Source organism: Actinomycetota bacterium, assembly GCA_014360655.1.
In the GTDB taxonomy this organism is placed as follows: domain Bacteria; phylum Actinomycetota; class Geothermincolia; order Geothermincolales; family RBG-13-55-18; genus JACIXC01.
Map to the genome: position 1 here is coordinate 87,468 of JACIXC010000008.1, position 26,756 is coordinate 114,223.

The following is a 26,756-nucleotide window of genomic DNA, read 5'->3' on the forward strand; positions in this document are numbered from 1 at the left end:
CTGCAGGTCGTGTCACCCGGTTTCGGGCAAGAGGCCTCAGGCGGATTTCCAGAGCCCGTGCAGGTTGCAGTACTCGCGGGCGGTGATGCCTTCCCCGGGCACGTCGAACTTGCCCTCGGGGGCGATGCCCGGCTTGAGGAAGATGCGGTAGCTCCGCTCGCCGGCGATGACCTGCACCCACTCGATGTAATGGTCATCCTGCATGGGATGGGCCACCTCGCCCACCTTGACCAGGATGCCGTCGCCGCTTACCTCCACCACGGGCACGTGCTTCTCCACCGCCGCGTCCACGGTGTTTTCCACCTGCAGGACCATGGGCTGCCCGCAGCAAACCAGCTCTCCCTGTCCCGCGTGCATGACCTCCACGATGTTGCCGCATATCTCGCACTTGTAGATCTGCAGTCTCTCGGTCATCTTCCTCCTCCTTCAAGGTCTACGCTTCCCATTACGCTTCCCATTACCTGACGGTCCATAATTACCATATATTACCAATAACTCTTCCGCTCCCGGCGCCGGGGGCGGCCCCGGCGCCGTGGCGTTCAGAAGGCCACGAACTTGTCCCGGGAGGCGCCGCAGATGGGGCACTTCTCGGGGGCTTCGCCCTCGCGGGTGTGCCCGCAGACGCTGCAGATCTGGATGGTGCCCACCTGCACGTCCTCGCCCCTGTCCACCGCCTCCTTGGCTTTCCTGTACCACTCGGCGTGTATCTTCTCCGCCTCCAGGGCGTAATGGGTGCTGCGCACCGCCCCCGCCTCGTCCTGCAGCTTTGCCGTGGCGTTGAACACGGGGTACATCTCGTTTATCTCGTAGGTCTCGCCGTTTATGCAGGTCTGTATGTTTTCGGAGGGGGAGCGCAGCCCTCCCAGGACCTGCAGGTGGTTCCCGGCGTGCACCCTCTCCGCGTAGGCGATGGCCCGGAACATCCTGGCCAGCTCGCCCAGTCCCTCCGCCTCCGCCCTGTCCGCGAAGAGCTGGTACTTCATGTGCGCCATGCTCTCCCCGGCGAAGGCGTCGTTCAGGAATTTCTCCGTCATCTCCCGCATGCTCATACCTCCTTGCCGTCTCCTTTTATTCTCTTCCCGCCCCCTCACAGCGCCCCCTCTCGGCGCTTGTTCCGATTCTTGCCCGTCTTCTCTCTTCCGGGGCGGGGGTTCCACCTCGATATGATTCCCTGCCGCAAACGCCGTGAAACACGGTGGCGGAGCGCACGGCTGACATAGCTCATATCACTCACCCCCAGTCCCGCGATAGCATAATGCACGCTTTCGCCCCGCCGCGCGCAGGTTTTTCGCTCTCTATCACTCTCCCGTCCCGCGGTAACATCCGCCCCCCGCTTTCGCCAGCCGTGATCGCCAGCTTTTCGATCTCGCCCCGGCCACCTTACGGCGTCCCCGAAGAAGGGGATGACGGGCCGGCCTCGTCCCGCCTCACGCGGTTTTGCAGGCGTGACTTGCATCGGTGCTGTTTAAGGCGCGCATAGCGTGGGAAACATGGCATTGCTGGGCACATGCCGCGTCTTCGACGGGCATGCGCGGATGGCCGGCATTCCCGGTGGGAAAGACCTGCGGGGCCGGCTGACGGCAGGACGCCTGCGAGAGGAAAGCTCTGGGAATCGCGCACGGAAGGGGCGCGGACGGGAAGAGCAGGAGAGGTCATGGCCGCTCTCATGGACAGGCCCGCGGATATCATCGCGGCGGCGTGCGAGGGAAAGGACGTCGCCGGCTTCCGCCTCGTGCCGCGCGACTTCCGCAAGGGCCGGACGGAAAGGGAGACCTACTTCAACCTCTTCCTCGCGCGGGAAGGCACGCTCTCGCGGAATCCCGTCGTGCAGGGGCTTTTCTTCATGGGGAGGGGAGAGCACATCAGGCCCTGGATCGAGTTCCGGTTCGATCCGCACGCCGCCTTCCCGGACGGCGGAGAGGTGGACCTGGATGAAATGGGGCTCACCGGCGACGTCTTTTCCCTCCTCGGGAGCCTGATACCCCCGGGAGGTTCCATGATGGTCATCTACGGTGCCGAACGCCACCCCCTCTCCGCTGAGACGGAGAGCGGGCTGAAGCGGAAATTCCCTCCCCAGGCGACCCCCATAGGCTACCGGCTGTGGGAGGCCGGCTTCCGCTGGTACAAGGACTGGTATTTCCCGGAAGGATGGCTGGAGGGAGCCATGAAGCTGCAGGCGACCCGCCCTCTGGACGACGACATCCGCCTGTTGCGGGAAGCGCAGGCGAAAAGGGAGCTGGAAGGATTTGTCTACGAGATGCGCCGGCGCAGCGTCCCCGACCCGGAGGCGAGAAGGGCCCTGGCGCGCGCGGAGGAGATACTTTCCGGCCTGGACGGTAACGCGCCGCCTCACTGAACCCGTCCCGCCGGGCCGCATCCTGCCATTTTATCTATGAGAGTCATGCCGGCCGCCGGTTCCTCCATGGTCCACGTTCCCGGAGCCGCGGGTACGGGACGCTCCCGGTATGCGGCGGAGGGTCTTTCCCGGCAAAGGATTTTCGGGGCGGAACGTGGAATCGAATATACAGCCTCATCTCGAGGGGAAAGGAGGGAAGTTGCAGGACGCGGAGGCGGGAGAACTCGAGCGCGGGCCTCTCGGTGCGGCTGATGCCAGCCGGGTGGTGGTCACCTGGCCCCGCTCTCCGAGCCCGCTGGCGACCCTGCTGCGGGGCAGCGATTTCGATGTATCCCGTGCCGGTGATCCCTCTCCCTTCTCCGCCTTGAGCGGCGCGCGCGGCGGCCCGTGATCGCGGGGTTCACCCTCCCGGGGAGCCACCCTTTTCACCGGGTGTTGCGGAGCGCGTTCATGTCACGTCCACCAGGGAGGAGATGCGCCGTACCAGCCCTTGCAGGAAGTCCCTTTGGGTGACCGTGAGCTCGATGGCGCCCTCGGGGCAGACCTCCACGCAGTGCCCGCACCCCCGGCATCCTTCCCCGATCACGGCATGGCCGCCCTCCAGGCGGATGGCCCCGGCGAAGCAGGCTTTCTCAACGCAGGTCCCGCAGCCCACGCACCTCTCGGTGACCCTGACCTCCACTCCCGGCATGCGGTGCACCTTCCCGGATATCTTACCGGAGAGGGAGGGTATTATCCTCCACAGGCAGCAGCAGGGGCAACAGTTGCACACGGTGAGCAGCTGCTCGCCCGGCTTGACGTGCAGCCATACCGTGTCCAGCTTGTTCCTGCCGATGAGCTGGTAAAGTCCCGCTTCCCGGCATTTCCGCAGGTGTTCCCTCGCCTCCTCGCGGGAAACGGGATGACCCAACCTGGGATTTATTCCCATGGCGGCTTTTCCCATGAAGAGGCAGCCGAGATCGACCGGGTAATCCCTGCAACCGCTCGCCTCGCGGCAGATACAGGCGTTCATTATCCAGAGATAATTGGCCTGGTCGATGAAATGCTCCACCACCCGCGAGGGAAGGACCACGCTCTCCCCGTCCTCCACGCTCTCGTCCACGCGGATGACCCGGTCCTTGGGAAGGTACACGAGGTCGTCCCCTCCGAAAAGCCATCCGTCCAGTATCCCCCCGATGACGGGCGCCCTGGTCAGTTTCGCCAAGGTGAAACGCTGCGGAAAGGTCTTCTTCAACAGGTTCACGAACCACAGGGGACTGGACAAGCTTCCCTCCCTTCTACGCGGTGGCCCGAGCCCTCCATCTCGCCACGCCTTGATTATCGCCGAATGCGCCTGCATGCGGTAGTCTTTATCGGCCCCAAGGGGAGTTGATGGCGGCCGGACCGGCGAGGCGGCGGCCGCCGGCCTCGCGTGCGCGCAGGGAAAGGGATTGGTTGCGGCCCGTGGCCGGTGGATAATAGGGGATAACGGCGACGTGCCGCGGCGGGGGAGCCGGGGGAACGGCAAGGCGCGGAATATAGAAGAGAAGGAAGGGAGGACCAGGCCGATGCGCGGTGTGAGGTCTTCCGGGGATGGAGAAGCGGCACATCGTGTCGCGGAGGAGAAAGGCGACCTGGTGTTCCTTCCCCTGACCGTGGAGCGCTGGGACGACTTCGAGGAGCTTTTCGGAGAGCACGGCGCCTACAGCGGTTGCTGGTGCATGTGGTGGAGGGTCACCCGCGCCCGCTTCGAGAAGCAGTTGGGCGAGGGGAACCGCCTGGCCATGAAGGCCATCGTGGACTCTGGGGAGGTACCAGGCATCCTCGCCTACCACCGGGGAAGGGCGGTGGGATGGTGTTCGGTGGCCCCCCGGGAGAACTTCGCGGCCCTGGAGAGGTCACGCAAGCTGAGGCGCGTCGACGACAGGCCGGTGTGGTCGGTGGTGTGCTTCTACGTGGCCCCCGACTACCGGCGACGGGGTCTCATGCGCCCGCTGCTCGAGGCGGCCGTCGCCTACGCGCGAGAGAACGGTGCGGAGATCGTGGAGGGTTATCCCGTGGACGTCCCCGACAGGCTCACCGGTTCCTCCGGGTACATCGGCCTGAAGCCCGTCTTCCGGGCGGTGGGCTTCAAGGAGATCGCCAGGCCCTCCGAGTCCCAGTCCATCATGAGGTACGAGATTTCACCGCCGCCTGGTTGATGAGGTGGGCCATGTAGCCGGCGCCGAAGCCGTTGTCGATGTTCACCACCGCCACCCCCGGGGCGCAGGAATTGAGCATGGTCAGGAGGGCGGAGAGCCCCCCGAAGCTGGCGCCGTAGCCGACGGAGGTGGGGACGGCTATCACCGGGCAGCTCACCAGCCCTCCCACGATACTGGCAAGCGCGCCCTCCATGCCGGCGACCACCACCACCACGTTGGCGTCGCGGAACACCTCGCTGTGTGAGAGCAGGCGGTGCACGCCGGCCACTCCCACGTCGTAGAGGCGCTCCACGAAGTTGCCGGTGAGCTCGGAGACCAGGGCCGCTTCCTCGGCCACCGGGATATCCGCCGTGCCCCCGGTGACCACCACGACCTTCCCCGCCAGCTCTTTCCTCTCGCGCCGGATGACGATGAGGCGTGCGAGAGGGTGATATTCGGCTTCCGGGAAACGCTCCTTCATCTCGCGGTAGAGTTCCTCGCTTGCCCTCGTCAGAAGCACGCTCCCCGTGTTCTTCTCCAGCAGGGACTGCACGATAGGCTGCAGGGTCTCCCTGGGCTTGCCCTCGCAGTAGACCACCTCCGGCAACCCCTTGCGCAGCTCGCGGTGGTGGTCGACGTGGGCGAATCCCAGGTCGGTGACCGGCTCCGCCGCCAGGCGGGCCGCCGCTTCCGCCGGGTCCATCTCACCGCGGCCGACCCGCTCCAGGATCTCCTCCAGCTCATCCCTGCGCATGGGCTCCCTCCTTCCGGCTGTCGCCGCTCCCGCCAGGATGTTCATGGGCACTGCAACACCCTTCCGTATAGTATAAGGGAAAGGGCTGGGACAGGCAGCGAGGGGAAGGGGGTAGGCGTCGAGGTGCCGCTCTGCGGGGAAATCCCATGAGACCTGCCGGTATCGGCCGGTGAATCGCCGTGAATACTTACCTGCCTTGCCGGCGGTCCTGACCCGGGGCGCGCGAACCCCTGCCTCGCGGGGCACGCGCACTGCCGTGCGGGGAGCAAGCGCAAAGCGCAAGCCCACGAAATTGATTGAGGGTGCGGAACAAGCCCGACCCGGAAGGCCTGTTATGCGTAGCGGGGCACTGCAAGCAGCGCCCCGTTGCTTCAAGCCATCGTCTGCTGGATTTTACCAGCTATTATAGTTCGAGCGGCGCTCCGGCTTCGGGCGAGCCTCGTTCACCCTCAACACGCGTCCCTCGAACTCCTTGTTGTCCAGGCTTGCGATGGCGGCCTTGGCTTCCTCCTCGTTGGGCATCTCCACGAAACCAAAGCCGCGCGAACGACCGGTCTGACGATCCGTGATGATGCTCACCGTGTCCACCACGCCGTACGACTCGAAGAGGTTCCGCAGGGAGTCCTCGGTCGAGCCGTAACTCAGGTTTCCTACGTAGATGTTCATCTTGCGCTGTCTCAGCTCCTTTCTCAGCCTTCTCCGCAACGACAACCTTTAAGCGCGGAGAAGATGCCCCCGTGCGCAGGCATCCTCAACATTTTAATTAAATCCGGGATATAAAGTAAAGGCATGTGGCGCAGAGCGCCGCTAGGTGAGCCTTGAGGGGCGACCGCTTCCGGCAGGCAAAGGGCAAAGGTCACCGGAAGTCGCCCAGTTTCTTGTGCTTGTCCACCGGGCGGTCGAGCTTGTCCACCGGCTTGTCCGTGTCGTGGAAGCAACTCCCCGGTTTCTCGCTCTCCTTCACCTTGGCGTAGATGACTTCCTGCAGGAAGGCCAGGGCCGCCTCCCGGTCGCGGTCCAGGATGATGCGCTCCAGCTCCATGCGCTCCCTCTCGCCGAAGGAGATACCCCAGGTCCTCAAGGATAATCACTCCCTTCGCTCCGGGCGATCCGTGCCCTGCGCCCTTTGGCCCGTCTCGCCCGCAGCCCGCGTATCCTCCCGCGGCCCACGACCCCCAACGGGCGCGCCTCACCGCACATACTATGATATCGCCCTCCGCCGCCTGTAGGTACGTGGACGGGAGGGGTGATGCATCCCCGCGGGGCTTGACCTCCCGGTGGCGGTTGATAGAGATGAACTTCCACGGTATGCGCTACCACACGAATCGCGTTACCGCCGTTCGCTCAGGTATAGCCGGCGTGGTCCCCGCCGCCCTCCATGTGCCTGGTGACGGGGTTTCCGCTCCGTGAACGCGATTTGCCCCACGGGTTTTCCGGCTGTGCCGATGCACGCATGACGTTACGGCGCTTCATGCGAGGTTGGCTTTCAAAGGATGCGGAGGTTGCCTGCGCCCACCTTCTCGTATCTAATGTATATGGGTGCGTGTCTCGGTGGCCACGGAAAAGATGAACTTGCCTGGCATGTTTCTGGGTCGACACGGGACGTGCGGCGCGTATAGCGGCTGATCGGCATTGTTGCAGTCCATGCGATGCTTGTGCGGGGAAGGGGGGCTTGTGATGGTGAACGTGGCGACAGGTGACGACGTTTACGTGCGGCTGCGGGAGTTCCTGGACCGCCTGCCCAGCGGTTTCCCCGCCACGGAGAGCGGGGTGGAGCTGCGGTTGCTGAGGAAGCTCTTCACCCCGGAGGAGGCCGAGCTTGCCATGCGGCTGCGCCTCTTCCCGGAGCCCGCGCGGGTGATCGCCAGGCGCTGCGGGCTGGGAGAAAGCGAGGCCGCGGAGAAACTGGAGGACATGGCCAGGAAGGGACTGGTGCTGCGGGTGTTCGGCGGGAGGGAACGCTTCTACCTGGCGTTACACTTCGTGGTGGGTATCTACGAGTTCCACCTTAACGACATCGACCGCGAGCTGGCGGAGATGTTCGAGGAATACATCGAGCACGCGGGAAGAACCCTGCCCAAGCAATACAGGGTGGTGCCGGTGGGCGCGGCGGTTCCCTCCGCATCCCGCGTGGCGCCCTACGACCGCGTGCGGGAGCTGGTGTCCCGCTATGAGGACATCGCCGTGGCACCGTGTATCTGCCGCAGGGAGAAGGGCCTGCTGGGCGAGGAGTGCGATAAGCCCAGCGAGACCTGCCTGACCTTCGGCGTCGGTGCCCAGCTCTACGTGGAGAACGGGCTGGGCCGAAGGATCGACGCCGCTGAAGCCCTGGCGGTGCTCGACAGGGCCGAGGAGGCGGGTCTCGTCCTGAACGCCACCAACGCGCGGGATATCGTCAACATCTGCTGCTGCTGTTCCTGCTGCTGCGGGGTCCTGCGTGCCCTGAAGCTCGAGGAGAGGCCGGCCGAGGGCATACGTTCACCCTATTACGCGGAGATCGACCCCGCGAGCTGCGACCTCTGCGGGACCTGCCTGGAACGCTGCCAGATGGAGGCCCTGCGCGAGTCGGATGGTTCCATGCGCGTGGACCGGGACAGGTGCATCGGCTGCGGGCTCTGCGTATCCACCTGTCCCGCGGGAGCCGTCAGGCTGGTGACCAAGGAAGACGTCCCTGCGCCATATGCCAATTATTTCCACAACCTTGCTGGTGTGGCGGGGGGAAGGGGGTTGCCTTTCGGGAAGATGACTCCCGTGATGCGCCTGACGAAGATACCTGTGTTCCTGCGCGTCCTGCCCTACCTGTACAAAACGGGCCTCGTTACCCCGGTGGTCAACCTCCTGGCCAGGAGGGGCTGGGTCTAGGCGTCTTTATGGGCATCATCGCCATCTTTGGGGTCAGGCCCCGTCCATGGGCCCCGTCCATGGGCCCCGTCCACGTCTGGGGTATATTTAAAAGGTGCCGGTTGCTTCGGACAGGGAGGATCGAGATGGGCGGCCGTGTCAAGGTCAGGGATTTCGAGGGCAAGAGAGTCTACCTCGTGGGGGGATCGAGCGGCATCGGGCTGGCCGCGGCAAAGCTCCTGGCACGGGAGGGGAGCGACGTCGTCGTCTTCGCCCGCGGCCGCGAGCGCCTGGAAGCCGCCGTGGGCGAGATGGAGAGGGAAAGGAAGCGGGAGGGGCAGCGTTTCGCCTGGAGGCAGCTGGACGTCACCGACCACCAGCAGGTCGCCCGGGTGATGGATGAGGCGGTGGCCGCATTCGGCCCCCCGGACATCCTCATCAACTGCGCCGGGCGCGCCCGCCCCGGCTACTTCGAGAACATAAGCTACGAACAGTTCGACGAGAGCATGAAGATACACGCCTACGGGGCCTGGAACACCGTCTCCGCCCTTTATCCCCACATGAAGGAGAGGGGAGGCTACATCGTCAACACCTCCTCCGTGGTGGGGTTCATGGGCGTCTTCGGCTACACGGATTACGCCGCCTCCAAGTTCGCGGTGGTGGGTTTCAGCGAGGCCCTGCGCAGCGAGGCCAGGCGCCACGGCATCGGGGTCTCCGTCCTCTGCCCTCCCGACACCGACACCCCGGGCTTCGCCGTGGAAAACCTTACCAAGCCGCCGGAGACCGTGGCGGTGAGCGAGGGCGGCGGCATCATGCGCCCCGAGGAGGTAGCCGCGGCCCTGCTCGGTGGGATGCGCAGGGGGCGCTTCTTCATCGGCCCCGGCTCCGCCGGCATGATCTACCGCGTGAAGCGCTTCCTCCCCTGGCTGGTGGACATGGTCATGGAGCGGGCGATAAGAAAAGCCCGCAGATGAGGGAGGGTGGAGGCAGTCGGGCAACCGCATTCATCATGCATGGATGCCGCCAGTGTTGATGCAGGAGGTAAGGGCGGTGCGGGCGGAGGATGCGTCAAAGATAGCGGTAATGTAAGCGTGGGTCACGGATTTCTCCGTGGTTGCGGAAAAGAGCCCTCGCGGCGCCTTACCATGACGTGAGCCTCCCGGGACGGTAGAAGATGCCGTAAGGGCAGGTTGCGGCGAGAACATGTGCGCCGATGAGGAAGTCGCGGGTTCGGAAGGCAGGGAGGGAAGGGAGATGGCTGAAATGGCTGACGAAGTCTATATAAGGTTGCGAGAGTTCCTGGACGGATTACCGGGAGGTTTCCCGCCCGAAGCCGGCGGTTTGGACATCGAGTACCTGAAACGGATGTTCACACCCGAGGAGGCAGAAGTCGAGCTGCACATGAAACCGGTTCCTGAACCGGCGTCAGCGATCGCGTGGCGCTGCGGGAAACCGGAGCAGGAGACGGAGGAGATCCTCGAATCCATGGCGGGGAAGGGGTTGATCCTTCCCGTTCCCACCGGGGACAGGAAGCTTTACATGGCCCTGCAGTACATGACCGGGTTCGGTGAGCAGCTGTTGGCCTACGGATTAGATTCGGAAGCAGCAAGGCTCTGCCTGGATTATCATGAGCGCTCGGGCTTCATGGCTGCCTTTGCCACGCAGAGGCAGATGCGTGTGGTGCCGGTGAGCGAGGCGGTGGACGCCACCCCGGCGGTGGCCACGTATGACCGGCTTCGGGAGATGGTCATGAAACAGGACATCATAGCCGTCACGCCATGTCCCTGCCGGGTCTCGAATGAGAAGGCAGGCCGGAAATGCGAGCACAGCATCGAGACGGAGCTGAGCTTCGGTTTCGTGGCGGAGTGGAGGATTGACAATGGCTTTGGGAGGAGGATCGGCAAGGACGAGGCCTTGAGGATCATCGACGAGGCGGAGGAGACCGCGCTGGTCCTGGCACCGACCAATACCCGTGAAGCCATAGGGATGTGCATGTGCGGCGCCTGTTGCTGCCACTGGCTGCAGGGGCTGAAGATGCACCAGCGGCCCGCAGATCACGTGCAGTCGTCTTACCAGGCGAGAATCAACACCGCGGCATGCAGCGCCTGCGGGACCTGCCTGGAGCGCTGCCAGATGGAAGCCATAGTAGAAAAGGGGGACGCCATGGAGGTGGACACGGCCAGGTGCATCGGGTGTGGTCTCTGCGTGTCCAAGTGTCCGGAGGGAGCGGTGTCGCTGGTTGCCAAGCATGGGGCAGGGGAACCCTCGCCCACCTACCTGGGCATGTTCGCCCGGGTTGCCGGTGAGCGGGGACTTCCCTTGGGAAAGGCGGAGTGGCTGATGAATAGAGCCTCCCTTGCTACCTTCATGAGATTATGGAAAGCAATGCATAAACTGCGCCTGGCAAAGCCGGTGATAAGCTACATGGCGAAAAAGGGGATGGTCTGAACGATTTGATGGAGATAAGCGGCGGGAAAGGCTTCTCCTTATCTCGTCCGTATATAGCAGCTTCCACGCGGGAAGGCGATCATCGCCCCGCGTCACCATGCGTGGCGCCGCTCCCGCATCTGCGTCGGGAATTGCACGCGTCATCAGCGGGAACGTGTTGCGAAGAATGAAACATGGCGGGTTGAATTGAAGACGACGCATGAGAGATACAGGCGATTTCGCGGGATTCTCGTGCTCGCCCTTGTCCTGGCGCTGGGTGCCGCACCGGCCGGATGCGGAAGATCCTCTCGGGGCGGAAACGGGGGCGAAGACGGCGGCAGTGGCGGTGACGACGGTGCCCTGGACGCCCTCACTCTGGAGCAGAAGGTGGGGCAGCTCTTCCTGGTGGGCATCGAGGGCACGGAGGTGACCCCGGAGATCGAGCGGCTGTTCCGGGAGGTGCACCCCGGAGGAGTGGTCCTCTTCTCTCGGAACATCGTCGATGAAGGCCGGCTCAAAAGGCTCATCTCGGACCTGCAGGAGCTATCGCACGCCGACAGTGGCCTCCCTCTCCTGGTGGCCGTGGACCAGGAGGGAGGGGAGGTCTCGCGCCTGGGGTGGCTCGAGGACCGCGTGCCCCAGGCGCAGGTTGCGGATCCCGAACAGGCCTACCGGATGGCCCTCGCCAGGGCGCGGGGCCTCGCGGAGGTGGGGATCAACCTCAACCTGGCCCCGGTCCTGGACTTGGGGGTGCGCGGGGATTTCCTCACCCGCCACCGGCGCACCTTCAGTGGAGGCCCGGAGGAGGTAGGCGAGATGGGAAAAAGTGCCATCTCAGGCCAGCGGGACGGCGGCATCCTCTCCTGCGCCAAGCACTTCCCGGGATACGGCGGCATCGACTACGACCCCGAGAACGAAAGGCTCGCCGTGGTGCCCTCCCTTCCCGAATTCTCGCAGTTCCAGGCGGCGGCCGCCGCGGACCCGGAGTTTGTGATGACCGCCAACGTCATCTACCGCGAGCTGGATCCGGAAGTCCCCTTCACCCTCTCACCCTCCTGCATCGCCTTCCTCAGGGAGAAGGTGGCCGGCGAATACCTGGTCGTGAGCGACGACCTCGCCAGCAAGGTGCTCAAGGAGGCCTACGGGCTAGGGAGCACCGTGGTCCATGCCTGCAAGGCGGGCGTGCAGGTGCTGCTCATCTCCGGTTATGAAAAAGGGGATGTCGAAACGGCATACACCGCCCTCCTGGAGGCGGCGCGCAGCGGCGAGATCACCGAAGAGGAGCTGGACGCCCACGTTGCCGGTATCCTCCGCCTCAAGCAAAGACTCCGACCCCAGCACGGGGGTCAGAGCGGGGGATCGTGTCCTCGATCCACGGCCGGAGTTGACTTGCGATGATCTATATTCGGGAGTAAACGGGAACGGTGCCTTCGTCGCCGGCTCCCATGCGAATGATCTGCCGGGACCAAGGGTGAAACCGCGCTTTTCCGCAACGGGGGTGGCGGGAACATGCTTCTCCGGGACATGTCACGCCGGCGCGCGATCCGCGCGTCACCTTGCGTGCATGCCGTGCGCGCTTTTCGCGTTGCCGGGAATGTCGCCACCGGCAAGTAAAATACGTAGCGTGGCTGCAGGCAAAGGATGGCGATACCAAAGGAGGTGCGCCGTGGACGCACAGGTGATCACCTGCCCCCAGTGCGGGTACGAGATACCCTTGACCGAGGCCATCTCCCACCGCATCAGGGAGGAGATGGAAAGGGAATTCCAGGCCCGCATGGCCATGCAGCGGAAGGAACTGGAAAATAAGGAGAAGGACCTGCTTTCGCGGGAAGCGGCCCTGCGGGAAGCCGCGGGACGCGTGGAGGAGGAGGTGGCGAAGAGGCTGGCCCTGGAGAAGGAAAACCTGGAAAAGGCTGCCAGGGAGAAGGTCAGGGGGGAATTCCAGCTCGAGCTCAACAACCTGGAGGAGGAGCTCAAGGAAAAAGGTGAGAAGCTGAAGAAGATGCTGGAGGCGGAGCTCCAGCTGAGAAAAGAGCAGCGAAAGCTCAAGGAGGAAAAAGAGGCCATGGAGCTGGAGATCGCCCGGCGCCTTGACCGGGAGAGGAAATCCATGGAGGAGGCGATACGCAGGGGCGTGTCCGAGGAGTTCGTCCTGCGGCAGAGGGATTACGAGGAGAAGATAAGGAACCTCACCGAGCAGATAGGCGAGCTCAAGCGGAGGGCGGAGCAGGGTTCCCAGCAGGCCCAGGGGGAGGTCCTGGAGCGGCAGGTGGAGGAGGAGCTCAGGGTGAGCTTCCCCCAGGACCGCATAGAGGCCGTGTCGACGGGCAGGAAGGGAGCGGACATACTGCAGGTGGTCTGCGACGACGCCGGAAGGGAATGCGGCGCCATACTCTGGGAGGCGAAGAGGACCAAGGCATGGAGCGACGGCTGGCTGGAGAAGCTCAGGGAAGACCAGCGGGAGGCGGATGCGGACATCGCGGTGATAGTGAGCACCGTGCTTCCCCGGGACATCAAGGGCATCGGCCTGAGAGATAGGATCTGGGTCTGCGACTACCCCTCCTTCACCGGGTTGGCCACCGCCCTGCGGGCCGGACTCATTCAGGTATATACCGCGAGGCAGGCGGAGGTGGGAAAGGGCCACAAGATGGAGCTCCTCTACGATTACCTCTCCGGGCTGGAGTTCCGCCAGAGAGTGGAGGCGATGGTGGAAGCCCTGCGGGCCATGCACATGGACCTGGAAAGGGAAAAGACGGCCATGCAGAAGATATGGAAGAAGCGGGAGAAGCAGATGCAGAGGATCCTGGCGAGCACGGCCGCCATGTACGGGGAAATGCAGGGCATCATCGGGGCCTCCATGCCGGAGCTCGAGGCCCTGGACCTGAAGGCCATCGCCCCCGCCCCTGACGACCCGGAGGAAGGCGAGGTGGTGCTGTAGGAAACAGGCAGTCCCCTGCGCCCGTGACACCCAAACCTCCCCGCACTCTTTTTGTGTACCCTCAAGGTGGGCTTGTGGGTGTTTCTCATCTCCGTTATGAAAAAGGGGATGCCGAGACGGCATACGCCGCCCTCATGGAGGCGGCGCGGTCCGGCGATATCGCCGCCGGCTTCCGTACGCTCAGGTTACCGGGGGTCCAGGGCATGAAACCAAGGCAGGTGGGCATAGATGCATGATGTGCGTTGCGTGGTGTGCGCTTTCCTGGCTCTCGCCATCATCGCCACCATGGGCTTCTTGGCGGGATGTGGACGGGCCGGGAGCAGCGGTTCAGCCCGGGAGGGAGGAGGATCGACCCCCGGGGAAGGGGAACCGCTCCTGGAGGACGGTGAAACGGCTCCTGGCGAAGAGGGATCGGTCTCGGAAGAAAGGGGAGAGGTTATGCCCGATGCTGAAGGGGAAGAAGAAGCCGTCGTGCTGACGGTGGTGTACGACAACAACCCCTACCTCGAGGGGCTGGAAGCCGCGTGGGGTTTCGCCTGCCTGGTGGAGGGCAGGGAGAAGACGGTACTTTTCGACACCGGGGGCGATGGGGATATGCTTCTCCGCAACATGTCACGCCTGGGCATCGATCCGGGGATCATTGACGCGGTGGTGATATCCCATGCTCACAGCGATCACACCGGCGGGCTCTCTCGCCTCCTGCGGGCAAACCCCGGTCTCGAGGTTTATCTACCCGGCTCCTGCCCTGAAGGGCTGAAGGAGTCGGTGAGGTTATCCTGCTCGCGCCTGGTGGAGGTTTCCGGCGCCCAGCGGATCTGCGAGGGCATTTGGACCACCGGGGAGATGGGCGGCGAGGTGAGGGAACAGGCGCTGGTTATCCGCAGCGGCGCCGGCCTCTTGCTGGTGACCGGCTGCGCCCACCCCGGCGTGGTGAAGCTGGCCGGGAAAGCGGGGGAGGTTTGCTCGGAGGAGGTCTGCGCGGTCATGGGGGGATTCCACCTCGGCGGCGCCGGCAGCGGAGAGGTGGAGGCCACCATCTCCAGACTCATAGCCCTGGGGGTGCAGTATGCCGGCCCCTGCCACTGTACGGGGGACATGGCTACGCGGGCCTTCCGCGACGCCTTCGGAAGCTGCTTCATCCAGGTTGGGGCGGGAAGGAGTATAAGCTCGACGGACATTTCCCAGTGATCCCCATGGCTACATGGCTGATCGATTTCGGCATCTTGAAAAGCTGCACGGCGGCGCTTCTCCACCGGTCTCGTGCCCAGGCGACCCTTCGCGACCAGGCGCTTCATCCCCCGACCGGCGGACATGGGGCAGCAGCTCCCGGAGGAGAGGCGGGGTGACACGGCGCGCATAAGGGTGTTCGGCAGCAATGAGAACTTCGCTTCCAGGGCGGGCCCTATGCGCCGCTCCATTTCGGATCGCGTTTTTCCATGAAGGCCAATGCGCCTTCTACGGCATCCTTGCTGGTGATTATGGCTTCGAATCTCTCGGCGCTGAATTCGTAGCCGCCCAGGCCCCGGTTGATGGCCTCCTTGGTGAATCTGACCGCCAGCGGGGCCGCCCTGCGCATCTTGCCTATCATGGCCTCCACCGCGGACATGAGGTCTTCCCGTGGCACCACCTGGTTGACCAGTCCGATACGCAAGGCCTCGCGGGCGGATATGCGCTCGCAGGTCATGATGAGCTCCTTGGCCTTTGCCCGCCCCACTTCATCCGCCAGCCGGATCATGGCGTAGGGGCAGGTGACCCCCCTCGTGGGGCCGATGAAGCCGAACTCCGCCTCCTCCGCGGCGATGATCATATCGCACATCAGGGCGAGCTCGGCTCCGTGGCCCAGGGCATGGCCGTTTACCGCGGCTATGACCGGCTTGGGGCAATCAGTGAGCTTGATGGCGACGGAATTGCCGGATGATACGTCCAGTTCCTGCCTGATCATGGTGATCGCCTTTACCGGATCGCCGAAATCCGCCCCCGAGGAGAAGATATCGCCTCCGCCGGTCAGGACGATGAAGCGCAGGCTTTGGTCGGCCGCGGCTTCGTCGATGGCGCGGCCCAGTTCCTCGGTAAGCTCGAGAGAGATAGCGTTCTTCCTCTCGGGCCTGTTCAGGGTGATGATGGAGTAGTCGTCCTTGACCTCATACAGGATCGCCCGGAATCCCATTTTCTCCCCCCTTAACGGATCCTCACTCATTTCCCGCGCTGCTATGTATCCTATCATCTCGCGGGCGGGAATGACGCTCAAACCCGCCTTTCGCTTCTCCGGGGTATGCTGTCGGCGCCCTTCCCCTTCGAGTCAGAAAACGAAAAAGTATTCCACCAGCAGAGAACCGGGGGGCATGCCGTGCGCATGCCGTGCATGCGGGCGACGCCCGGTGGTAGAATATTTTCCGTGCCGGTTCCCGGCGCGGGCGGGTGGATCATCGAAGGCAGGCGTTCCCGTTGTCTCGAGAAAGAAGGTGACCTGATGCCGAGCGCGAGATTTCGTGTCGCCAGGCTCCTGGCCAGGTTGACATCAATCCTCCTCTTCCAGGCTTTTTACCCTGTGAAGTACCAGCGCTTCTTTTTCTCCAACGTCGTCCCGTTGTTCTCGATCAGGGCGGCGGGGGTGAAAAGGGAACACGCCGCGGTGCCGGGAATACCCGCGGAGTGGCTGATCCCCGACGACGCGGAGAGCGGACGGGCGCTGCTCTATCTCCATGGAGGCGGGTACGTCATCGGTTCCATCAGGACCTACCGCAACATGGTATCCCACCTGGCTTCCGCCGCCGGGTGCCGCGCCCTCTTGATCGAATATCGCCTGGCGCCCGAGAACAGGTTCCCCTGCGCGGTCGAGGACGCGGTGACGGCGTACAGGTGGCTGCTGTCGCAGGGATACGACCCCGGGAACATCGCCATAGCGGGCGACTCCGCCGGAGGGGGCTTGGCGGCCGCGACGCTGGTCTCCCTGCGGGATGCGGGCGAACCACTCCCTGCGGCCGCCATGCTCCTGTCCCCCTGGACCGACCTGGAGGGCACGGGTGAGAGCCTGGGGACCGTGGGCTGGAGGGACCCCATGCTGAACAAGTGGATCATCCGCAAGATGGCCGCCTCGTACCTGGGCGACGCGGATCCCAGGGATCCCCTGGCCTCGCCCCTGTACGCGGACCTGAGTGGGCTTCCACCCTTGCTCATCCAGGCGGGCACAAGCGAGATCCTGCTGGACGATGCCAGGAGGCTGGCGGAGAGAGCCGAGGAAGCCGGCGTTTCGGTGAAACTGGATATCCGGGAAGGGATGTTCCACGTGTGGCAGTTCTTCGCCCCGCTGGTCCCGGAAAGCAGGGAGGCCCTGGAAAGGATTGGCAGGTTCTACCGGGAGAAAGTTGGGGCGAAAGCCGGGTGAACCGCCCCGGCCAGGGCGGGAAAATACCAGATCCTGGATATAGCCGCGCGCATCACCCAGGACTTCCTCCTACTGGGCTCGACCAGGGACCACTTCATCCCATGCGGCTTCTACAAGAAGGTGATAGACGGCCCGGTAAACGTGAGGTCGCTCACCTTCATGCTCTTCACCGAGAAGGAGCAAGCGGAAAGCCGTTGCAACGTGGGCAATCCACGCCTGGCCCTGGACACGATATTGCATTGGATCGCGGAAGGAAGCGGTTAGGGCGGGGATCGCCTTTCTTGCTCGCGCAGTATCGGGTACCGGAGAGAGCGATGCCAAGGAGGCCCTTCAGGCCGATCGCTCCTGTGGCTTGTGGAAGTCTGCGAGGCAGAAACCGGGATCTGCGCATTCAGCGGGAAAGCCTGGTCCGTATGGCAATCATGAGTTTTCAATCAATCGCTTGGCGGGCAAGAACGTGAAAGGCGAGGCCGCTGGGCCTCGCCTGCTTTGCTGGCTCCCCGGGAGGGACTCGAACCCCCAACCTAGTGGTTAACAGCCACCCGCTCTACCGGTTGAGCTACCGGGGAACGCCACTTTTTTGCCTACTCTATGCGATTTTCACGCCCCTACGCGCCGAGCGTTTTCGGGCCGGCTTCAGATTATATGATACCACGCAGGCGGGTACAAGGTCCGGCGGGGGCGAAACAGCCTAATGCGTACCCCAGGAACCCCCCCGGATGGCTGCGGGGAATATCCTTCGTGGCCGGGGCGGGACCGATGGCGGATCGTTGCCACCGGGGAGACGGGGAGGAATGGCATAACCAGGTCCACGGTCGCCGGTAGCGGGAGCCCTGGCGGGAGTCGCAGGGATCGCGATGACGCGGATGGAGCTGATATTCACGCGTGGTCAGGCCATTAAGGGAACCCTGGCGGGAGTCGCGGGGATCGCGATGACGCGTAGGAGTTGCGGCGACCCGACCCCCTCGTGTTAGAATCTTCCCGTCCGGAAACGAAAAAGGGGGGCATCATCAGCTGACGGGAAACGCCGGAAAGCGCCGGGCAATTCCAGAAGTAGCCGCAAAAAATCGGTAAGCACCGGGGCGGTAAGCACCGGGGGGCACCGGGAAATGCCGGGAGGCATGGGGGGAAGAAAGGGACACGGGGAAGCATCAAGAAACACAGGGAACAACGCCTCCGCGATCTCCCGTGGCGGCCGTGCGAAATGAGACACCTCCCCCACCACGAGGCTTTCATCGCACCCGCGACGCGTCTGCGAGGGGCACCGGGAAATGCGTAGGGTGGTCAGGCTCGAGCAACGAAGGCGCCTGAGGGAACGCCGGGTAGAGTTTATCCTGCTCACCCTCATACTCATAGCCCTCTTCTTCCTGCTCTTCATCTTCCTCTCCATGCACCGGGAGGGAGGAATGGAGGCCCAGACCCGGGCGCAGGCCATCCTCCCCCTCCGGATAGGGGTCGATGGTGACCTGGCGGGCGAGATCACCCCCCTCGTCCAGCGCTTCCAGGACGCTCGCGCCGACGATCCCGTGGAGGTGGTAGAGGACGGCGGCTCCGTCGTCATCACCAGGGTCCCCTTCTTCGTCTTCAAGGGATACCGGCGGGAGATCCTCTCCGTCCCCGCCCTCAGGCTGTGGGCGGGTGACCGGGAGAGGATACTGCGGCAGGCGAGGAGCATCTGGCTATGCGGCGATGAGGACGGCGGGAGGACGGAGGAGCTGGCCGACTTCCTCGCACGGGAGCTCGCAGCGCTCCACCCCGAGATCACCCTCAACGCAGTGGGGGACATCATCCCTGGCAGGAAGGTGGCCATGAAGATGGCCCAGAACGGCGTCCTCTACCCCTTCCGGGAGGTGGCGCCCCACGTCAACGGCGCCGACATCGTCTACGCCGACCTCGAATGCCCCCTCTCCGACCGTTACCCGCCGCCCTACCAGGGTGTCGATTTCATCGCCCCCAGCGGGACCATCGAGGGGCTCAAGCTGTGCGGCATCGACATCGTCTCCCTGGCCAACAACCACAGCACCAACTTCGGGACCGCTGCCTTCACCGACACCCTGCAGCTGCTGCAGGCCAACGGCATCGCCTACGTGGGGGGAGGCTACAATGCGGACGAGGCATACCGGCGCGCCGTCATGGACGTCAAGGGCACCAGGATATCCTTCCTCGATTACAACTCCATCCTGGGGAGCATCAACGCCACGCCGAGCCGTCCGGGCGTGGCATGGATAGACATGCAGCCTTTCGCCGCGGATGACCCGGAGGATGTCGCCATGGTGCAGGCCGCCATCCGCGATGCCAAACGGGACTCGGACTTCGTGATCGCGAGTTTCCACTGGAGCGAGGAGTACAAGAAGATCCCCTCGCCCTCGCAGAAGAAGGTGGCGCACGCCGCCTGCGATGCCGGCGCGGACATGGTCATCGGCACCCATCCCCACTGCATACAATCCCTCGAATGGTACGGGGACAGCCTCATAGCCTACAGCCTGGGGAACTTCGTCTTCGACCAGATGTGGGCGGACTACACGCGCCAGGGCATCATCCTGCGCTGCAGTCTGGTGGGCGGCGAGCTGGTGGACGTGGAAGTGGTCCCTTACCTGATCTGCGACTACTGCCGCCCGGTGGTCCTGGACCCGGCGAACGGCAGGCGCATCCTCGACGAACTCCTTGCCATCTCGGATCTATAGTCGTTCTCCTCGTGCATCGAAGCTCTTCCCGGGGCGGGGGAGGGCTTCCGCAGAGCGTACCCACCGGGACCGCTTCCACGGGCACCTCCCCTCGTCGAGGCGGGATGCCCGGCATTGAGCCGGGCCGCGGGAAAGGATGCCTGGCCCCGGGTCAATGGCGCGGGAGAACGATCTCAAACTGGCAGCGTACAGTGTCTAAAGCGATGTCTGGTTTGTGACGAGATTATATTTGAAATCCGTGGCGACTTCACCGGCGGGAGTCCGCCGTCGGGAGGATAACGTTCTTCAACGGGAGGCAAGAGAATGGAACCATATGAGCCCTACCAGCAAGGAAACCCTTCATCCCAAGGCCCGAGAGCCAGCTTCTTCACGCGCAAGCTGGCCTCTAAGCTGCGGCAGAAGGGGATAGACATGCCGCCTTCCGTTGCCGCCTTCCTCGACACCCCCCTGTGCTGCCTGGATGAAAAGCAGGTCGCCTACTTCGAGGGGAAATTCCGCCCCCTCATCCCGCGGCTCATCGCCGTCCTCGAGGAGGTCTACGAGGAGCTGGGGGCCGACCGCGAGGGTTGGGAGGACATGCTCACCTACAACGTCAGGCGGGAGACCCCCATCGGCATCTGCGCGAGGGCGGTGCTGGTTAAGAAGGAGCGCGAGGCGGAGGATATCCTCACGCAGGACCTGCGGGCGGCCCAGAGGACGGTGCGCATCGAGAGGCCTCTCTGCTTCAGCGAGCCCCCTTCCTGAGCGGGCCCCCTCCACCACGCCGGGCGACGCCGGCGAACCGGGCGGGCCTTCCACTCGCCGTCCCTCGACAGGCTTTTCCCCTGAGAGGTTCACGGGCTAGAACCAGGTAAGAACCAGGCAAGAACCAGGCACAGATAAATATTGCCACGTGCTGCGGGGAACGGACGCCAGGACGAGGTCCCCTTGCCCGTGCCGGCATGGAAGAGGGCCCGCTGCACCGATGAGAGCCGATCCGGTATCGATGTCGACTGCGCGTTCGCCTTCCACGTGATGGCAGGAGAGAGGGCCCACTACACCCCTCTTACCTGCGCGGTTTCATGGACATGGCGGGCCCCGCCCGCCTTTGCGCTGCATGCCGTTTGTTATAGAATTGACCTCATGAAAGAGGAGAACGCCAGGGGTTGGGCGCTCGAGAACGCCAAGGTCATCGCGGATCTCATGACCGGCGTGCGCTTTTTTCTCTCCCTGCTCATCGTCATCTGCGCCCTCTTCGCCGAGCCCTCGCTGCTCCCCCTGGTCGTCTGCCTCACCCTGCTGGGCTGGACCACCGACGTCATCGACGGGAAGATGGCCCGCATGGACCCCTACGGCCGCAGGACATGGATCGGGGACAGGGATTTCGCCGTCGACATGGTCTTGATCTACAGCGGCCTGCTTTACTTCATCACCGCAGGCTTCGTCCCCTTCTGGCCCTTCCTCTTCTACATGGCCTTCGCCGCCGCCACGGCCATCGTCTGGACCAAGAAGTCGGTGATGATGGCCGTCGCCGCCCCCATCGCCGCCATGCCCATCGTCTTCTCCTTCCTGCACGCGAGGCTGTGGGGATGGGTCTTCCTGGGGTGGATCGCGCTTGCCCTGCTCTGCAACTGGAAGCGCTTCGTGCGGGAGATCGGGGAGTTCATCGAGGATGTCGAGAAAGGATGAAGGCCGGGTTTCCGGAAGCACCTCCCTGGGGGCCCCAAAAGGCGACCTGACCCCGGACGATCACCTGAAAAGGCAGATCGAGGCCCTGCAGGAAGTAAGCCGGGCCATCGTCTCCGACCTCTACCTCGAGGACATCCTCAAGCTCATCGTCATGGTCACCGCCGAGGTCATGGATTCCAACATCTGCTCCCTCCTCCTGCTCAACGAGAAGGAGGGGACCCTGGAGATCCGCGCCACGCAGTCGGTGAGCGATGATTACCTGAACAAGCCGCCAATCCGGCTGGGGGAGGGGATCGCGGGCATGGTGGCCGCCGAGAACAGGCCCATGCAAGTTCGCGATGTAAAGACGGAACCACTTTACGCCAGCAAGAGCGTGGCCGAGAAGGAGGGTCTGTGCTCGCTCCTCTGCGTGCCCATGTGCGTGAAGGGGAGGGTGATCGGGGTGCTCAATTGCTACACCTCTCAGCCGCGCGAGTTCACCCCCCAGGACGTCAGCCTGCTCACCGCGGTGGCCAACCAGGCGGCGGTGGCCATAGAGAACACGGAGCTCCTGGTGAAGACGCGCATCATCCAGGAGGAGCTGGAGACCCGCAAGCTGGTGGAGCGGGCCAAGGACCTCCTGGCGCGCAACCTGGGCGTCAGCGGGGAGGAGGCCTACCGCCGCATGCAGCGCAAGTCCATGAACACCCGCAAGTCCATGCGCGAGATCGCCGAGGCCGTCATCCTGGCGGACGTCGGCGAGGACTGACCCCGGCAACGGGCCAGCACCGGGCGGTAACGCGGGGACGGAGGCCTTTTTGGCTTGCCAAAACAAAAGACCGCCGGTCAAACGGCGGTCTTTCCTCTTCCGAACAGGAGTTGGAGTGGCCCGTTTGAGGGCCGACCCGTTACCCCTTGATTATCTTCCAGGCCTCCTCCTTGTCCGCCTCCATGATGTAGGGGATGCCGGAGATCTCCGCCGCTTCACGGGTCAGCGCCGCCAGGTCGTCCCTGGTGATGTACTCCAGGGCGAACTTGCGCGCCCCGCACATGAGCTGCGACAGGCCCTGGGCGAGCCGCTGGAAGTAGGTATAGACACCGATGGCCCCGGCGGGTAGTTTCTCGAAATCCTTGCCCAGGCGCTCCTTGAGCATCACCCCGGAGTAGAAGACCTCCTCCATGGTGTTTCCGTACCTCTCGATATACACCGGCAGGTCGCCTTCCTTTACCCGGGCGCCCACCGTCTTTCCCACCATTGCGGCACAAAGCGGCCCCCGGGCCATACCTATGGCCTTCACGTAGGGGGCCCCCAGCGCTAGGCCCTTGAAGAGCTGGTCCTCGAGGACGAAGCCACCGGCGAAAGCGACCGAGGGGACGTACTTGCCCTGCTTGGCCAGGTAATCCACGTACTGGTAAGTCAGGCAGCATAGTTCCACGGTGGGGATGCCCCACTCGTTCATCATCCTCCACGGGCTCATCCCCGTTCCACCCCCCGCGCCGTCCACGGTCAGGAGGTCTATCCTGTTGTCGGAGGCGTATTTCACGGCGCGCGCGAGGTCCACCGGCCGGTAGGCCCCCGTCTTCAGGAAAACCCGCTTTGCGCCCATCTCGCGCAGCTCCTTTACGCTCTGGGCGAACCCTTCCTCCGTGACCATGCCCAGGCGGGAGTGCCTCTCGAATTCCCGAACCCCTCCCGCGCGGAAGGCTTCCTCCACCTGGGGATCGTCAGGGTCCGGAAGGACGATATACCCTTTCTGCTTCATGGAACGCGCTTTTTCGATGGTATTCAGCTTGACCTCGCCGCCGATGTCCTTGGCGCCCTGGCCCCATTTGAGTTCCACGGTCTGGACACCGAGCTTGGTCAACACGTATTCCGGGACCCCGAGCTTGGTGTCCTCCACGTTGAACTGCACCACGACATCCCCGTATCCGTCGAGCTGCCAGTCCCGGTAGGACTTGATGCGAAACTCCATGTCCGGCGACCTGACGACCTTGCCGTTCTTTATCTCCGCCTCGTCATCCATGCCGCAGACGTTCTCTCCCACCGTGAGCACGCACCCGGAAATGGCCGCGCCTCCCGCCAGGCCTTCCCAGTTTCTCTTGGCCACGTTGGTTGAACCCAGGCCCGGGATCACGATGGGGAGCTTAAGCGTTAGCGGGTTCCGGTCGCCGATGACCGTTTCCAGGTTCACGTTGGTGAAGATGGCATGCTCGCTGTCCGCGGGCACGCCGTGGGCTCCCGCCGCGGTCCCCATGATACTGAAATGCGACAAGTCGATGGGGTAGTCCTTCTCGGAGGCAGCGGTCATGATGCCGAAGGGTTGAGGGTAGATCAGCTCCGGCCCCCGGTAGGCCGACTTCCCTATCTCGCACATACCGATGCATCCCTCCACGCAGGTGGCGCACATGCCGCTGAAGGGGCTGACGCTGTCGGGCGTGCGGTTCTTGGACAGGGTCGCCGCGGAACGGTTGTACTTGGTCATGGTCATGGCTCGGATTCCTCCTTCACGATCTATTCCTTGCAGGGAAAAGCTTCCAACTGGACGCTATCCAGGCATGCATTGCACAGCTGTCCGGGCTGCAGCGGTCCCGGGCAGGGGAGTTCGCATACCGGGCAGACGTAAAGGCACGCGCCGCATTCCCGGCACACCTCCGACCTGGCATGGAAGGGCATGGCCACCTCGCGCCCCACGCCGCGGTCGGCGAAGCCGATGGCCCCCGCCTGCATCTGCTCCCTGCACATGCGCACGCATAGCCCGCAGAGGATACAGCCGCGGTCCTCGGGCCGGAAGCGGATCTTCGTCACGCCGTACTTGCTGGCCAGGCACTGCAGGGTGCGCGAATTGGGGCAGGAGGCCAGCAGCAGCTCAATGATAACCTTGCGTGCCCTGCGCACCCTTTCCGAGTTGGTGCGCACCTCGATGCCTTCCTGGACGGGATAGGAACAGGAAGCCGTGAGGCGGGACCTGCCGCCACGGATGATCTCCACGATGCACACGCGGCAGGCGCTGTAAGGGGAGAGGCCCTCCACGTGACAAAGGGTCGGTATCTCCACGCCGTAATACCTTGCCGCTTCCAGGACCGTCCAGCTCTCTTCCGCTTCCACCGACTGGCCGTCGATGATCAACTTCACCATGGGATCACTTCCTTACCACCGCTCCGTACTCGCATACCTCGAAACAGATGCCGCATTTTTCGCATTTCTCCGGATCGACGAGGTGCGGCTCCTTCTTCTTGCCGCTTATGGCGCCCACGGGGCAAGATTTCCGGCAGCGCATGCAGCCGGTGCATTTCTCGGAGTCTATGGAAAAACTGATGAGAGCTTTGCAGACCCCGGCCCGGCACTTCCCGTCCCGGATATGCTCCACGTATTCCTCCTCGAAATAACGGATAGTGGAGAGTACCGGGTTGGCCGCCGTCTGTCCCAGGCCGCACAGGGACGTGTCCCGCATCACCTCCGCCAGCTCCTTGAGAAGCTCCAGCTGCTCCATGGTGCCGCGGCCCCCGGTTATGTCGTCCAGGATGAAGAGCATCTGCTTCAGCCCCTCGCGACAGGGGACGCATTTCCCGCAGGATTCACCGCTGAGGAAGTCCACGAAATAGCGGGCGATGTCCACCATGCAGGTGCTCTCGTCCATGACGATCATGCCGCCCGACCCCATCATGGAGCCCACGTCGTACAGGCTGTCGAAATCGACGGGAGTGTCCAGGAGCTCCTCCGGGATGCAGCCCCCCGAGGGCCCACCCGTTTGTACCGCCTTGAATTTCCTGTCCCCGGGTATGCCCCCTCCGATCTCGTAGATGATCTCGCGCAGGGTGATGCCCATTGGCACCTCGACCAGGCCGGTGTTCCTGATCTTGCCCACCAAGGAGAATATCTTGGTGCCCTTGCTCTTCTCCGTACCTACGGCGGCGTATTTTTCGGCTCCCATGTTGATGATGAGGGGAACGTTGGCCCAGGTCTCCACGTTGTTAAGGTTGGTCGGCCTGTCGTACAGGCCCCTTACTGCGGTGTGTATGTGTTTCACCCGCGGTTCTCCCAGGCGCCCCTCGATGGAAGCCATGAGGGCGGTGGACTCGCCGCAGACGAAAGCGCCCCCGCCGATGCTCACGTTGACGTCGAAGCTGAAACCTGAGCCCAGGATGTTTTCGCCCAGGAAGCCCAGCTCACGCGCCTGCTCTATGGCCTGGTACAGGTTCATCACCGCTAGGGGATATTCGTGCCTGACGTACACGTATCCTTCGCTGGCCCCGATGGCGTAGGCGCCGATGGCCATCCCCTCCAGCACCATGTGGGGATTTCCTTCCAACAGGCTTCGGTCCATGTAGGCGCCCGGGTCACCCTCGTCGGCGTTGCAAAGCACGTACTTGATACCATCACGGGCCACGGCGTCACGTGCCGCCTTCCATTTGCTGGCAGTGGGAAATCCGGCGCCGCCCCTTCCCCTCAGTCCGGCCTTTTCCACTTCGGCGACGATCTTCTCCGGGTCCATCTGGAAAAGGGCTTTCGCCAGGGCCGAGTAACCACCATGGGCGATGTAGTCCTCTATTCTGCAGGGATCCACCATCTCGTTCATCCCCAGCAGTTGCCGCTTCTGCTTGCTGTAGAAGGGGACCCTGGATTCGCGATCGATTGGTTCTCCGGAGATCGGTTCCCTGTAAGTGAGCTCGGTGATGACCTCCCCGCCCAGTACCGTCCTCTCGATTATTCCCTCCACGTGCTCGGGCGAGAGGTGTATGTAGAATATGTCCTGCGGTTTTATCACCATGAGCGGCCCCATTTCGCAGAACCCATGGCATCCCGTGAGTCTGAGTTCGACCTTTTCCGAGAGACCGTGCCTCTCCAGCGCTTCCCGCAACGCCTCGTACACGGCTCCGCACTCGTGCGCGCGGCACCCCGTGCCGCCGCATATGGTAATGGTCATGGAATATTTCTTTCGCCCCTCTATTACCCTCTGCCGGTATTCTTCCAGCTCGGACGGTGACGCTATTTTTGTGGTGCTGATCATGTTCTCTCCTCCTCGACCACCTGCTTGAGAAGCTTCTTCACCCGGGAGGGAGTCATCTCGCCGTGGTATTTCCCGTCTATCACTACCACGGGACCGAGGGCACAGGCCCCGAGACAGTTGACCGTTTCCAGGGAGAAGAGCATGTCCTCGGTGGTGCCCCCGGGTTCAATTCCCAGGATGCGCTTCAGCTCGTCGAGGACGCCCGGTGAATTGCGGACGTGGCAGGCCGTTCCCATGCAGCAGACGACCGTGTGCTTGCCCTTGGGCTCGAGGGAAAAGGCCTTGAAGAAGGTGGCCACGCCATAGATGTCCGTCAACGGTATGTCCATTAACGTGGAGATGTTTCTCAAGGCTTGTTCGGGCAGGTAACGGTATTCCTTCTGCGTCTCGTGCAGGATCTGTATGAGGCTGCTTCTTTTCCCGCCGTATTTCTCCACGGCCTTCATTTCCGGTGACAGCTCTTGCGCCATCTCTACCTTCACCTTTCTCTTGAGCTCAAACAACAAGAAGACGCAAACAACAAGGAGACGAAGTTTCCGGGGGACAACATCGTCTC

General features: G+C 63.6%; 26 protein-coding genes and 1 tRNA gene. 15 read left to right on the forward strand and 12 right to left on the reverse strand.

Annotation, left to right across the window (positions count from 1 at the left end; all coding sequences use genetic code 11):
* Nucleotides 1–36 precede the first annotated feature (36 nt).
* Together H5T73_07255 and H5T73_07260 are read right to left on the reverse strand one after the other, a co-directional pair.
* On the reverse strand, nucleotides 37–414 hold the full coding sequence (locus tag H5T73_07255; protein MBC7247559.1) for a desulfoferrodoxin: 378 nt from the start codon (nucleotides 412–414) through the stop codon (nucleotides 37–39).
* A 125-nt stretch (nucleotides 415–539) separates the two neighbouring features.
* The gene (locus tag H5T73_07260) at nucleotides 540–1,043 is read right to left on the reverse strand and encodes a rubrerythrin family protein (GenBank protein ID MBC7247560.1); all 504 of its coding nucleotides are present in this window, start codon (nucleotides 1,041–1,043) and stop codon (nucleotides 540–542) included.
* 611 nt (nucleotides 1,044–1,654) lie between these two features.
* Here H5T73_07260 and H5T73_07265 point away from each other — a divergent pair.
* A complete protein-coding gene (locus tag H5T73_07265; protein MBC7247561.1) occupies nucleotides 1,655–2,356 on the forward strand; it encodes a DUF1122 family protein in 702 nt (233 codons plus the stop codon).
* A gap of 199 nt (nucleotides 2,357–2,555) precedes the next feature.
* Nucleotides 2,556–2,747 carry a hypothetical protein gene (locus H5T73_07270; GenBank protein ID MBC7247562.1) on the forward strand — a complete coding sequence of 64 codons (192 nt, stop codon included), beginning with the start codon at nucleotides 2,556–2,558 and terminating at the stop codon, nucleotides 2,745–2,747.
* A gap of 57 nt (nucleotides 2,748–2,804) precedes the next feature.
* Here the strand turns inward: H5T73_07270 and H5T73_07275 are convergent, their stop codons facing one another.
* Nucleotides 2,805–3,620 (reverse strand): 4Fe-4S binding protein, encoded by an 816-nt coding sequence (locus H5T73_07275; protein MBC7247563.1) that lies wholly within the window; start codon nucleotides 3,618–3,620, stop codon nucleotides 2,805–2,807.
* Nucleotides 3,621–3,903: 283 nt separating this feature from the next.
* Here H5T73_07275 and H5T73_07280 point away from each other — a divergent pair, with 283 nt between their 5' ends.
* The gene (locus tag H5T73_07280; GenBank protein ID MBC7247564.1) at nucleotides 3,904–4,536 is read left to right on the forward strand and encodes a GNAT family N-acetyltransferase; all 633 of its coding nucleotides are present in this window, start codon (nucleotides 3,904–3,906) and stop codon (nucleotides 4,534–4,536) included.
* On the opposite strand, the gene larB is transcribed toward H5T73_07280, so the two are convergent.
* The 3 genes from larB to H5T73_07295 form a co-directional block, all read right to left on the reverse strand.
* The gene (gene larB / locus H5T73_07285; protein ID MBC7247565.1) at nucleotides 4,502–5,269 is read right to left on the reverse strand and encodes a nickel pincer cofactor biosynthesis protein LarB; all 768 of its coding nucleotides are present in this window, start codon (nucleotides 5,267–5,269) and stop codon (nucleotides 4,502–4,504) included. The two genes, H5T73_07280 and larB, sit on opposite strands and share 35 nt — an antisense overlap.
* A gap of 393 nt (nucleotides 5,270–5,662) precedes the next feature.
* Nucleotides 5,663–5,935, reverse strand: coding sequence for an RNA-binding protein (locus H5T73_07290; GenBank protein ID MBC7247566.1), 273 nt, complete (start codon nucleotides 5,933–5,935; stop codon nucleotides 5,663–5,665).
* 190 nt (nucleotides 5,936–6,125) lie between these two features.
* Nucleotides 6,126–6,350, reverse strand: coding sequence for a hypothetical protein (locus tag H5T73_07295; protein ID MBC7247567.1), 225 nt, complete (start codon nucleotides 6,348–6,350; stop codon nucleotides 6,126–6,128).
* A gap of 596 nt (nucleotides 6,351–6,946) precedes the next feature.
* Between H5T73_07295 and H5T73_07300 the strand changes: the two genes are divergently transcribed.
* The 6 genes from H5T73_07300 (at nucleotide 6,947) to H5T73_07325 (ending at nucleotide 14,663) form a co-directional block, all read left to right on the forward strand.
* Nucleotides 6,947–8,131 carry a 4Fe-4S binding protein gene (locus H5T73_07300; protein ID MBC7247568.1) on the forward strand — a complete coding sequence of 395 codons (1,185 nt, stop codon included), beginning with the start codon at nucleotides 6,947–6,949 and terminating at the stop codon, nucleotides 8,129–8,131.
* A 125-nt stretch (nucleotides 8,132–8,256) separates the two neighbouring features.
* Nucleotides 8,257–9,084: an SDR family oxidoreductase gene (locus H5T73_07305; GenBank protein ID MBC7247569.1), complete on the forward strand. Its 828-nt coding sequence runs from the start codon at nucleotides 8,257–8,259 to the stop codon at nucleotides 9,082–9,084.
* 289 nt (nucleotides 9,085–9,373) lie between these two features.
* On the forward strand, nucleotides 9,374–10,558 hold the full coding sequence (locus H5T73_07310; protein MBC7247570.1) for a 4Fe-4S binding protein: 1,185 nt from the start codon (nucleotides 9,374–9,376) through the stop codon (nucleotides 10,556–10,558).
* A gap of 186 nt (nucleotides 10,559–10,744) precedes the next feature.
* Nucleotides 10,745–11,935: a glycoside hydrolase family 3 protein gene (locus H5T73_07315; protein ID MBC7247571.1), complete on the forward strand. Its 1,191-nt coding sequence runs from the start codon at nucleotides 10,745–10,747 to the stop codon at nucleotides 11,933–11,935.
* Nucleotides 11,936–12,203: 268 nt separating this feature from the next.
* Nucleotides 12,204–13,475, forward strand: a complete 1,272-nt coding sequence (locus H5T73_07320; GenBank protein ID MBC7247572.1) for a DUF2130 domain-containing protein — start codon at nucleotides 12,204–12,206, stop codon at nucleotides 13,473–13,475.
* Nucleotides 13,476–13,703: 228 nt separating this feature from the next.
* A complete protein-coding gene (locus tag H5T73_07325; GenBank protein MBC7247573.1) occupies nucleotides 13,704–14,663 on the forward strand; it encodes an MBL fold metallo-hydrolase in 960 nt (319 codons plus the stop codon).
* A gap of 214 nt (nucleotides 14,664–14,877) precedes the next feature.
* Here the strand turns inward: H5T73_07325 and H5T73_07330 are convergent, their stop codons facing one another.
* Nucleotides 14,878–15,642, reverse strand: coding sequence for an enoyl-CoA hydratase/isomerase family protein (locus H5T73_07330; GenBank protein ID MBC7247574.1), 765 nt, complete (start codon nucleotides 15,640–15,642; stop codon nucleotides 14,878–14,880).
* Between the two features lie 303 nt (nucleotides 15,643–15,945).
* Between H5T73_07330 and H5T73_07335 the strand changes: the two genes are divergently transcribed.
* Both H5T73_07335 and H5T73_07340 read left to right on the forward strand, forming a co-directional pair.
* Nucleotides 15,946–16,860, forward strand: coding sequence for an alpha/beta hydrolase (locus H5T73_07335; protein MBC7247575.1), 915 nt, complete (start codon nucleotides 15,946–15,948; stop codon nucleotides 16,858–16,860).
* A 120-nt stretch (nucleotides 16,861–16,980) separates the two neighbouring features.
* Nucleotides 16,981–17,124, forward strand: a complete 144-nt coding sequence (locus H5T73_07340) for a hypothetical protein (protein ID MBC7247576.1) — start codon at nucleotides 16,981–16,983, stop codon at nucleotides 17,122–17,124.
* A gap of 229 nt (nucleotides 17,125–17,353) precedes the next feature.
* On the opposite strand, the gene H5T73_07345 is transcribed toward H5T73_07340, so the two are convergent.
* Nucleotides 17,354–17,429: transfer RNA gene (locus tag H5T73_07345), tRNA-Asn, on the reverse strand.
* A 702-nt stretch (nucleotides 17,430–18,131) separates the two neighbouring features.
* On the opposite strand from H5T73_07345, the gene H5T73_07350 reads away from it, so the two are divergent.
* The 4 genes from H5T73_07350 to H5T73_07365 all read left to right on the forward strand — a co-directional run bounded on the left by H5T73_07350 (nucleotide 18,132) and on the right by H5T73_07365 (nucleotide 21,960).
* Entirely contained in the window at nucleotides 18,132–19,544 is a 1,413-nt protein-coding gene (locus tag H5T73_07350; GenBank protein MBC7247577.1) for a CapA family protein, read from the forward strand.
* Nucleotides 19,545–19,847: 303 nt separating this feature from the next.
* Nucleotides 19,848–20,288, forward strand: a complete 441-nt coding sequence (locus H5T73_07355; protein ID MBC7247578.1) for a hypothetical protein — start codon at nucleotides 19,848–19,850, stop codon at nucleotides 20,286–20,288.
* A 378-nt stretch (nucleotides 20,289–20,666) separates the two neighbouring features.
* Nucleotides 20,667–21,212 carry a CDP-alcohol phosphatidyltransferase family protein gene (locus tag H5T73_07360; protein MBC7247579.1) on the forward strand — a complete coding sequence of 182 codons (546 nt, stop codon included), beginning with the start codon at nucleotides 20,667–20,669 and terminating at the stop codon, nucleotides 21,210–21,212.
* A complete protein-coding gene (locus tag H5T73_07365; GenBank protein MBC7247580.1) occupies nucleotides 21,196–21,960 on the forward strand; it encodes a GAF and ANTAR domain-containing protein in 765 nt (254 codons plus the stop codon). The genes H5T73_07360 and H5T73_07365 overlap by 17 nt, the downstream gene beginning before the upstream one ends.
* Nucleotides 21,961–22,099: 139 nt before the next feature.
* Here H5T73_07365 and H5T73_07370 read toward each other — a convergent pair whose 3' ends face one another.
* From H5T73_07370 to H5T73_07385, 4 genes are read right to left on the reverse strand one after another with little or no spacing between them, the layout of a single operon-like run.
* Entirely contained in the window at nucleotides 22,100–23,680 is a 1,581-nt protein-coding gene (locus H5T73_07370; protein ID MBC7247581.1) for an FMN-binding glutamate synthase family protein, read from the reverse strand.
* A 23-nt stretch (nucleotides 23,681–23,703) separates the two neighbouring features.
* Nucleotides 23,704–24,327 carry a (2Fe-2S)-binding protein gene (locus H5T73_07375; protein ID MBC7247582.1) on the reverse strand — a complete coding sequence of 208 codons (624 nt, stop codon included), beginning with the start codon at nucleotides 24,325–24,327 and terminating at the stop codon, nucleotides 23,704–23,706.
* A 4-nt stretch (nucleotides 24,328–24,331) separates the two neighbouring features.
* Nucleotides 24,332–26,200: a 4Fe-4S binding protein gene (locus tag H5T73_07380; GenBank protein ID MBC7247583.1), complete on the reverse strand. Its 1,869-nt coding sequence runs from the start codon at nucleotides 26,198–26,200 to the stop codon at nucleotides 24,332–24,334.
* Nucleotides 26,197–26,670, reverse strand: coding sequence for an NAD(P)H-dependent oxidoreductase subunit E (locus tag H5T73_07385; protein MBC7247584.1), 474 nt, complete (start codon nucleotides 26,668–26,670; stop codon nucleotides 26,197–26,199). Before H5T73_07385 ends, H5T73_07380 begins: the two co-directional genes overlap by 4 nt.
* Between the last annotated feature and the right edge of the window lie 86 nt (nucleotides 26,671–26,756).

Bases quoted from the DNA above. Each gene is read 5' to 3' on its own strand.
- H5T73_07330 (MBC7247574.1), bottom strand. From the start codon at position 15,642: ATGGGATTCCGGGCGATCCTGTATGAGGTCAAGGACGACTACTCCATC.
- H5T73_07255 (MBC7247559.1), bottom strand. From the start codon at position 414: ATGACCGAGAGACTGCAGATCTACAAGTGCGAGATATGCGGCAACATC.
- larB (MBC7247565.1), bottom strand. From the start codon at position 5,269: ATGCGCAGGGATGAGCTGGAGGAGATCCTGGAGCGGGTCGGCCGCGGT.
- H5T73_07290 (MBC7247566.1), bottom strand. From the start codon at position 5,935: ATGAACATCTACGTAGGAAACCTGAGTTACGGCTCGACCGAGGACTCC.
- H5T73_07310 (MBC7247570.1), top strand. From the start codon at position 9,374: ATGGCTGACGAAGTCTATATAAGGTTGCGAGAGTTCCTGGACGGATTA.
- H5T73_07360 (MBC7247579.1), top strand. From the start codon at position 20,667: ATGAAAGAGGAGAACGCCAGGGGTTGGGCGCTCGAGAACGCCAAGGTC.
- H5T73_07300 (MBC7247568.1), top strand. From the start codon at position 6,947: ATGGTGAACGTGGCGACAGGTGACGACGTTTACGTGCGGCTGCGGGAG.
- H5T73_07380 (MBC7247583.1), bottom strand. From the start codon at position 26,200: ATGATCAGCACCACAAAAATAGCGTCACCGTCCGAGCTGGAAGAATAC.
- H5T73_07260 (MBC7247560.1), bottom strand. From the start codon at position 1,043: ATGCGGGAGATGACGGAGAAATTCCTGAACGACGCCTTCGCCGGGGAG.
- H5T73_07350 (MBC7247577.1), top strand. From the start codon at position 18,132: ATGCGTAGGGTGGTCAGGCTCGAGCAACGAAGGCGCCTGAGGGAACGC.
- H5T73_07385 (MBC7247584.1), bottom strand. From the start codon at position 26,670: ATGGCGCAAGAGCTGTCACCGGAAATGAAGGCCGTGGAGAAATACGGC.
- H5T73_07265 (MBC7247561.1), top strand. From the start codon at position 1,655: ATGGCCGCTCTCATGGACAGGCCCGCGGATATCATCGCGGCGGCGTGC.
- H5T73_07325 (MBC7247573.1), top strand. From the start codon at position 13,704: ATGCATGATGTGCGTTGCGTGGTGTGCGCTTTCCTGGCTCTCGCCATC.
- H5T73_07355 (MBC7247578.1), top strand. From the start codon at position 19,848: ATGGAACCATATGAGCCCTACCAGCAAGGAAACCCTTCATCCCAAGGC.
- H5T73_07305 (MBC7247569.1), top strand. From the start codon at position 8,257: ATGGGCGGCCGTGTCAAGGTCAGGGATTTCGAGGGCAAGAGAGTCTAC.
- H5T73_07365 (MBC7247580.1), top strand. From the start codon at position 21,196: ATGTCGAGAAAGGATGAAGGCCGGGTTTCCGGAAGCACCTCCCTGGGG.
- H5T73_07370 (MBC7247581.1), bottom strand. From the start codon at position 23,680: ATGACCATGACCAAGTACAACCGTTCCGCGGCGACCCTGTCCAAGAAC.
- H5T73_07280 (MBC7247564.1), top strand. From the start codon at position 3,904: ATGCGCGGTGTGAGGTCTTCCGGGGATGGAGAAGCGGCACATCGTGTC.
- H5T73_07335 (MBC7247575.1), top strand. From the start codon at position 15,946: ATGCCGAGCGCGAGATTTCGTGTCGCCAGGCTCCTGGCCAGGTTGACA.
- H5T73_07375 (MBC7247582.1), bottom strand. From the start codon at position 24,327: ATGGTGAAGTTGATCATCGACGGCCAGTCGGTGGAAGCGGAAGAGAGC.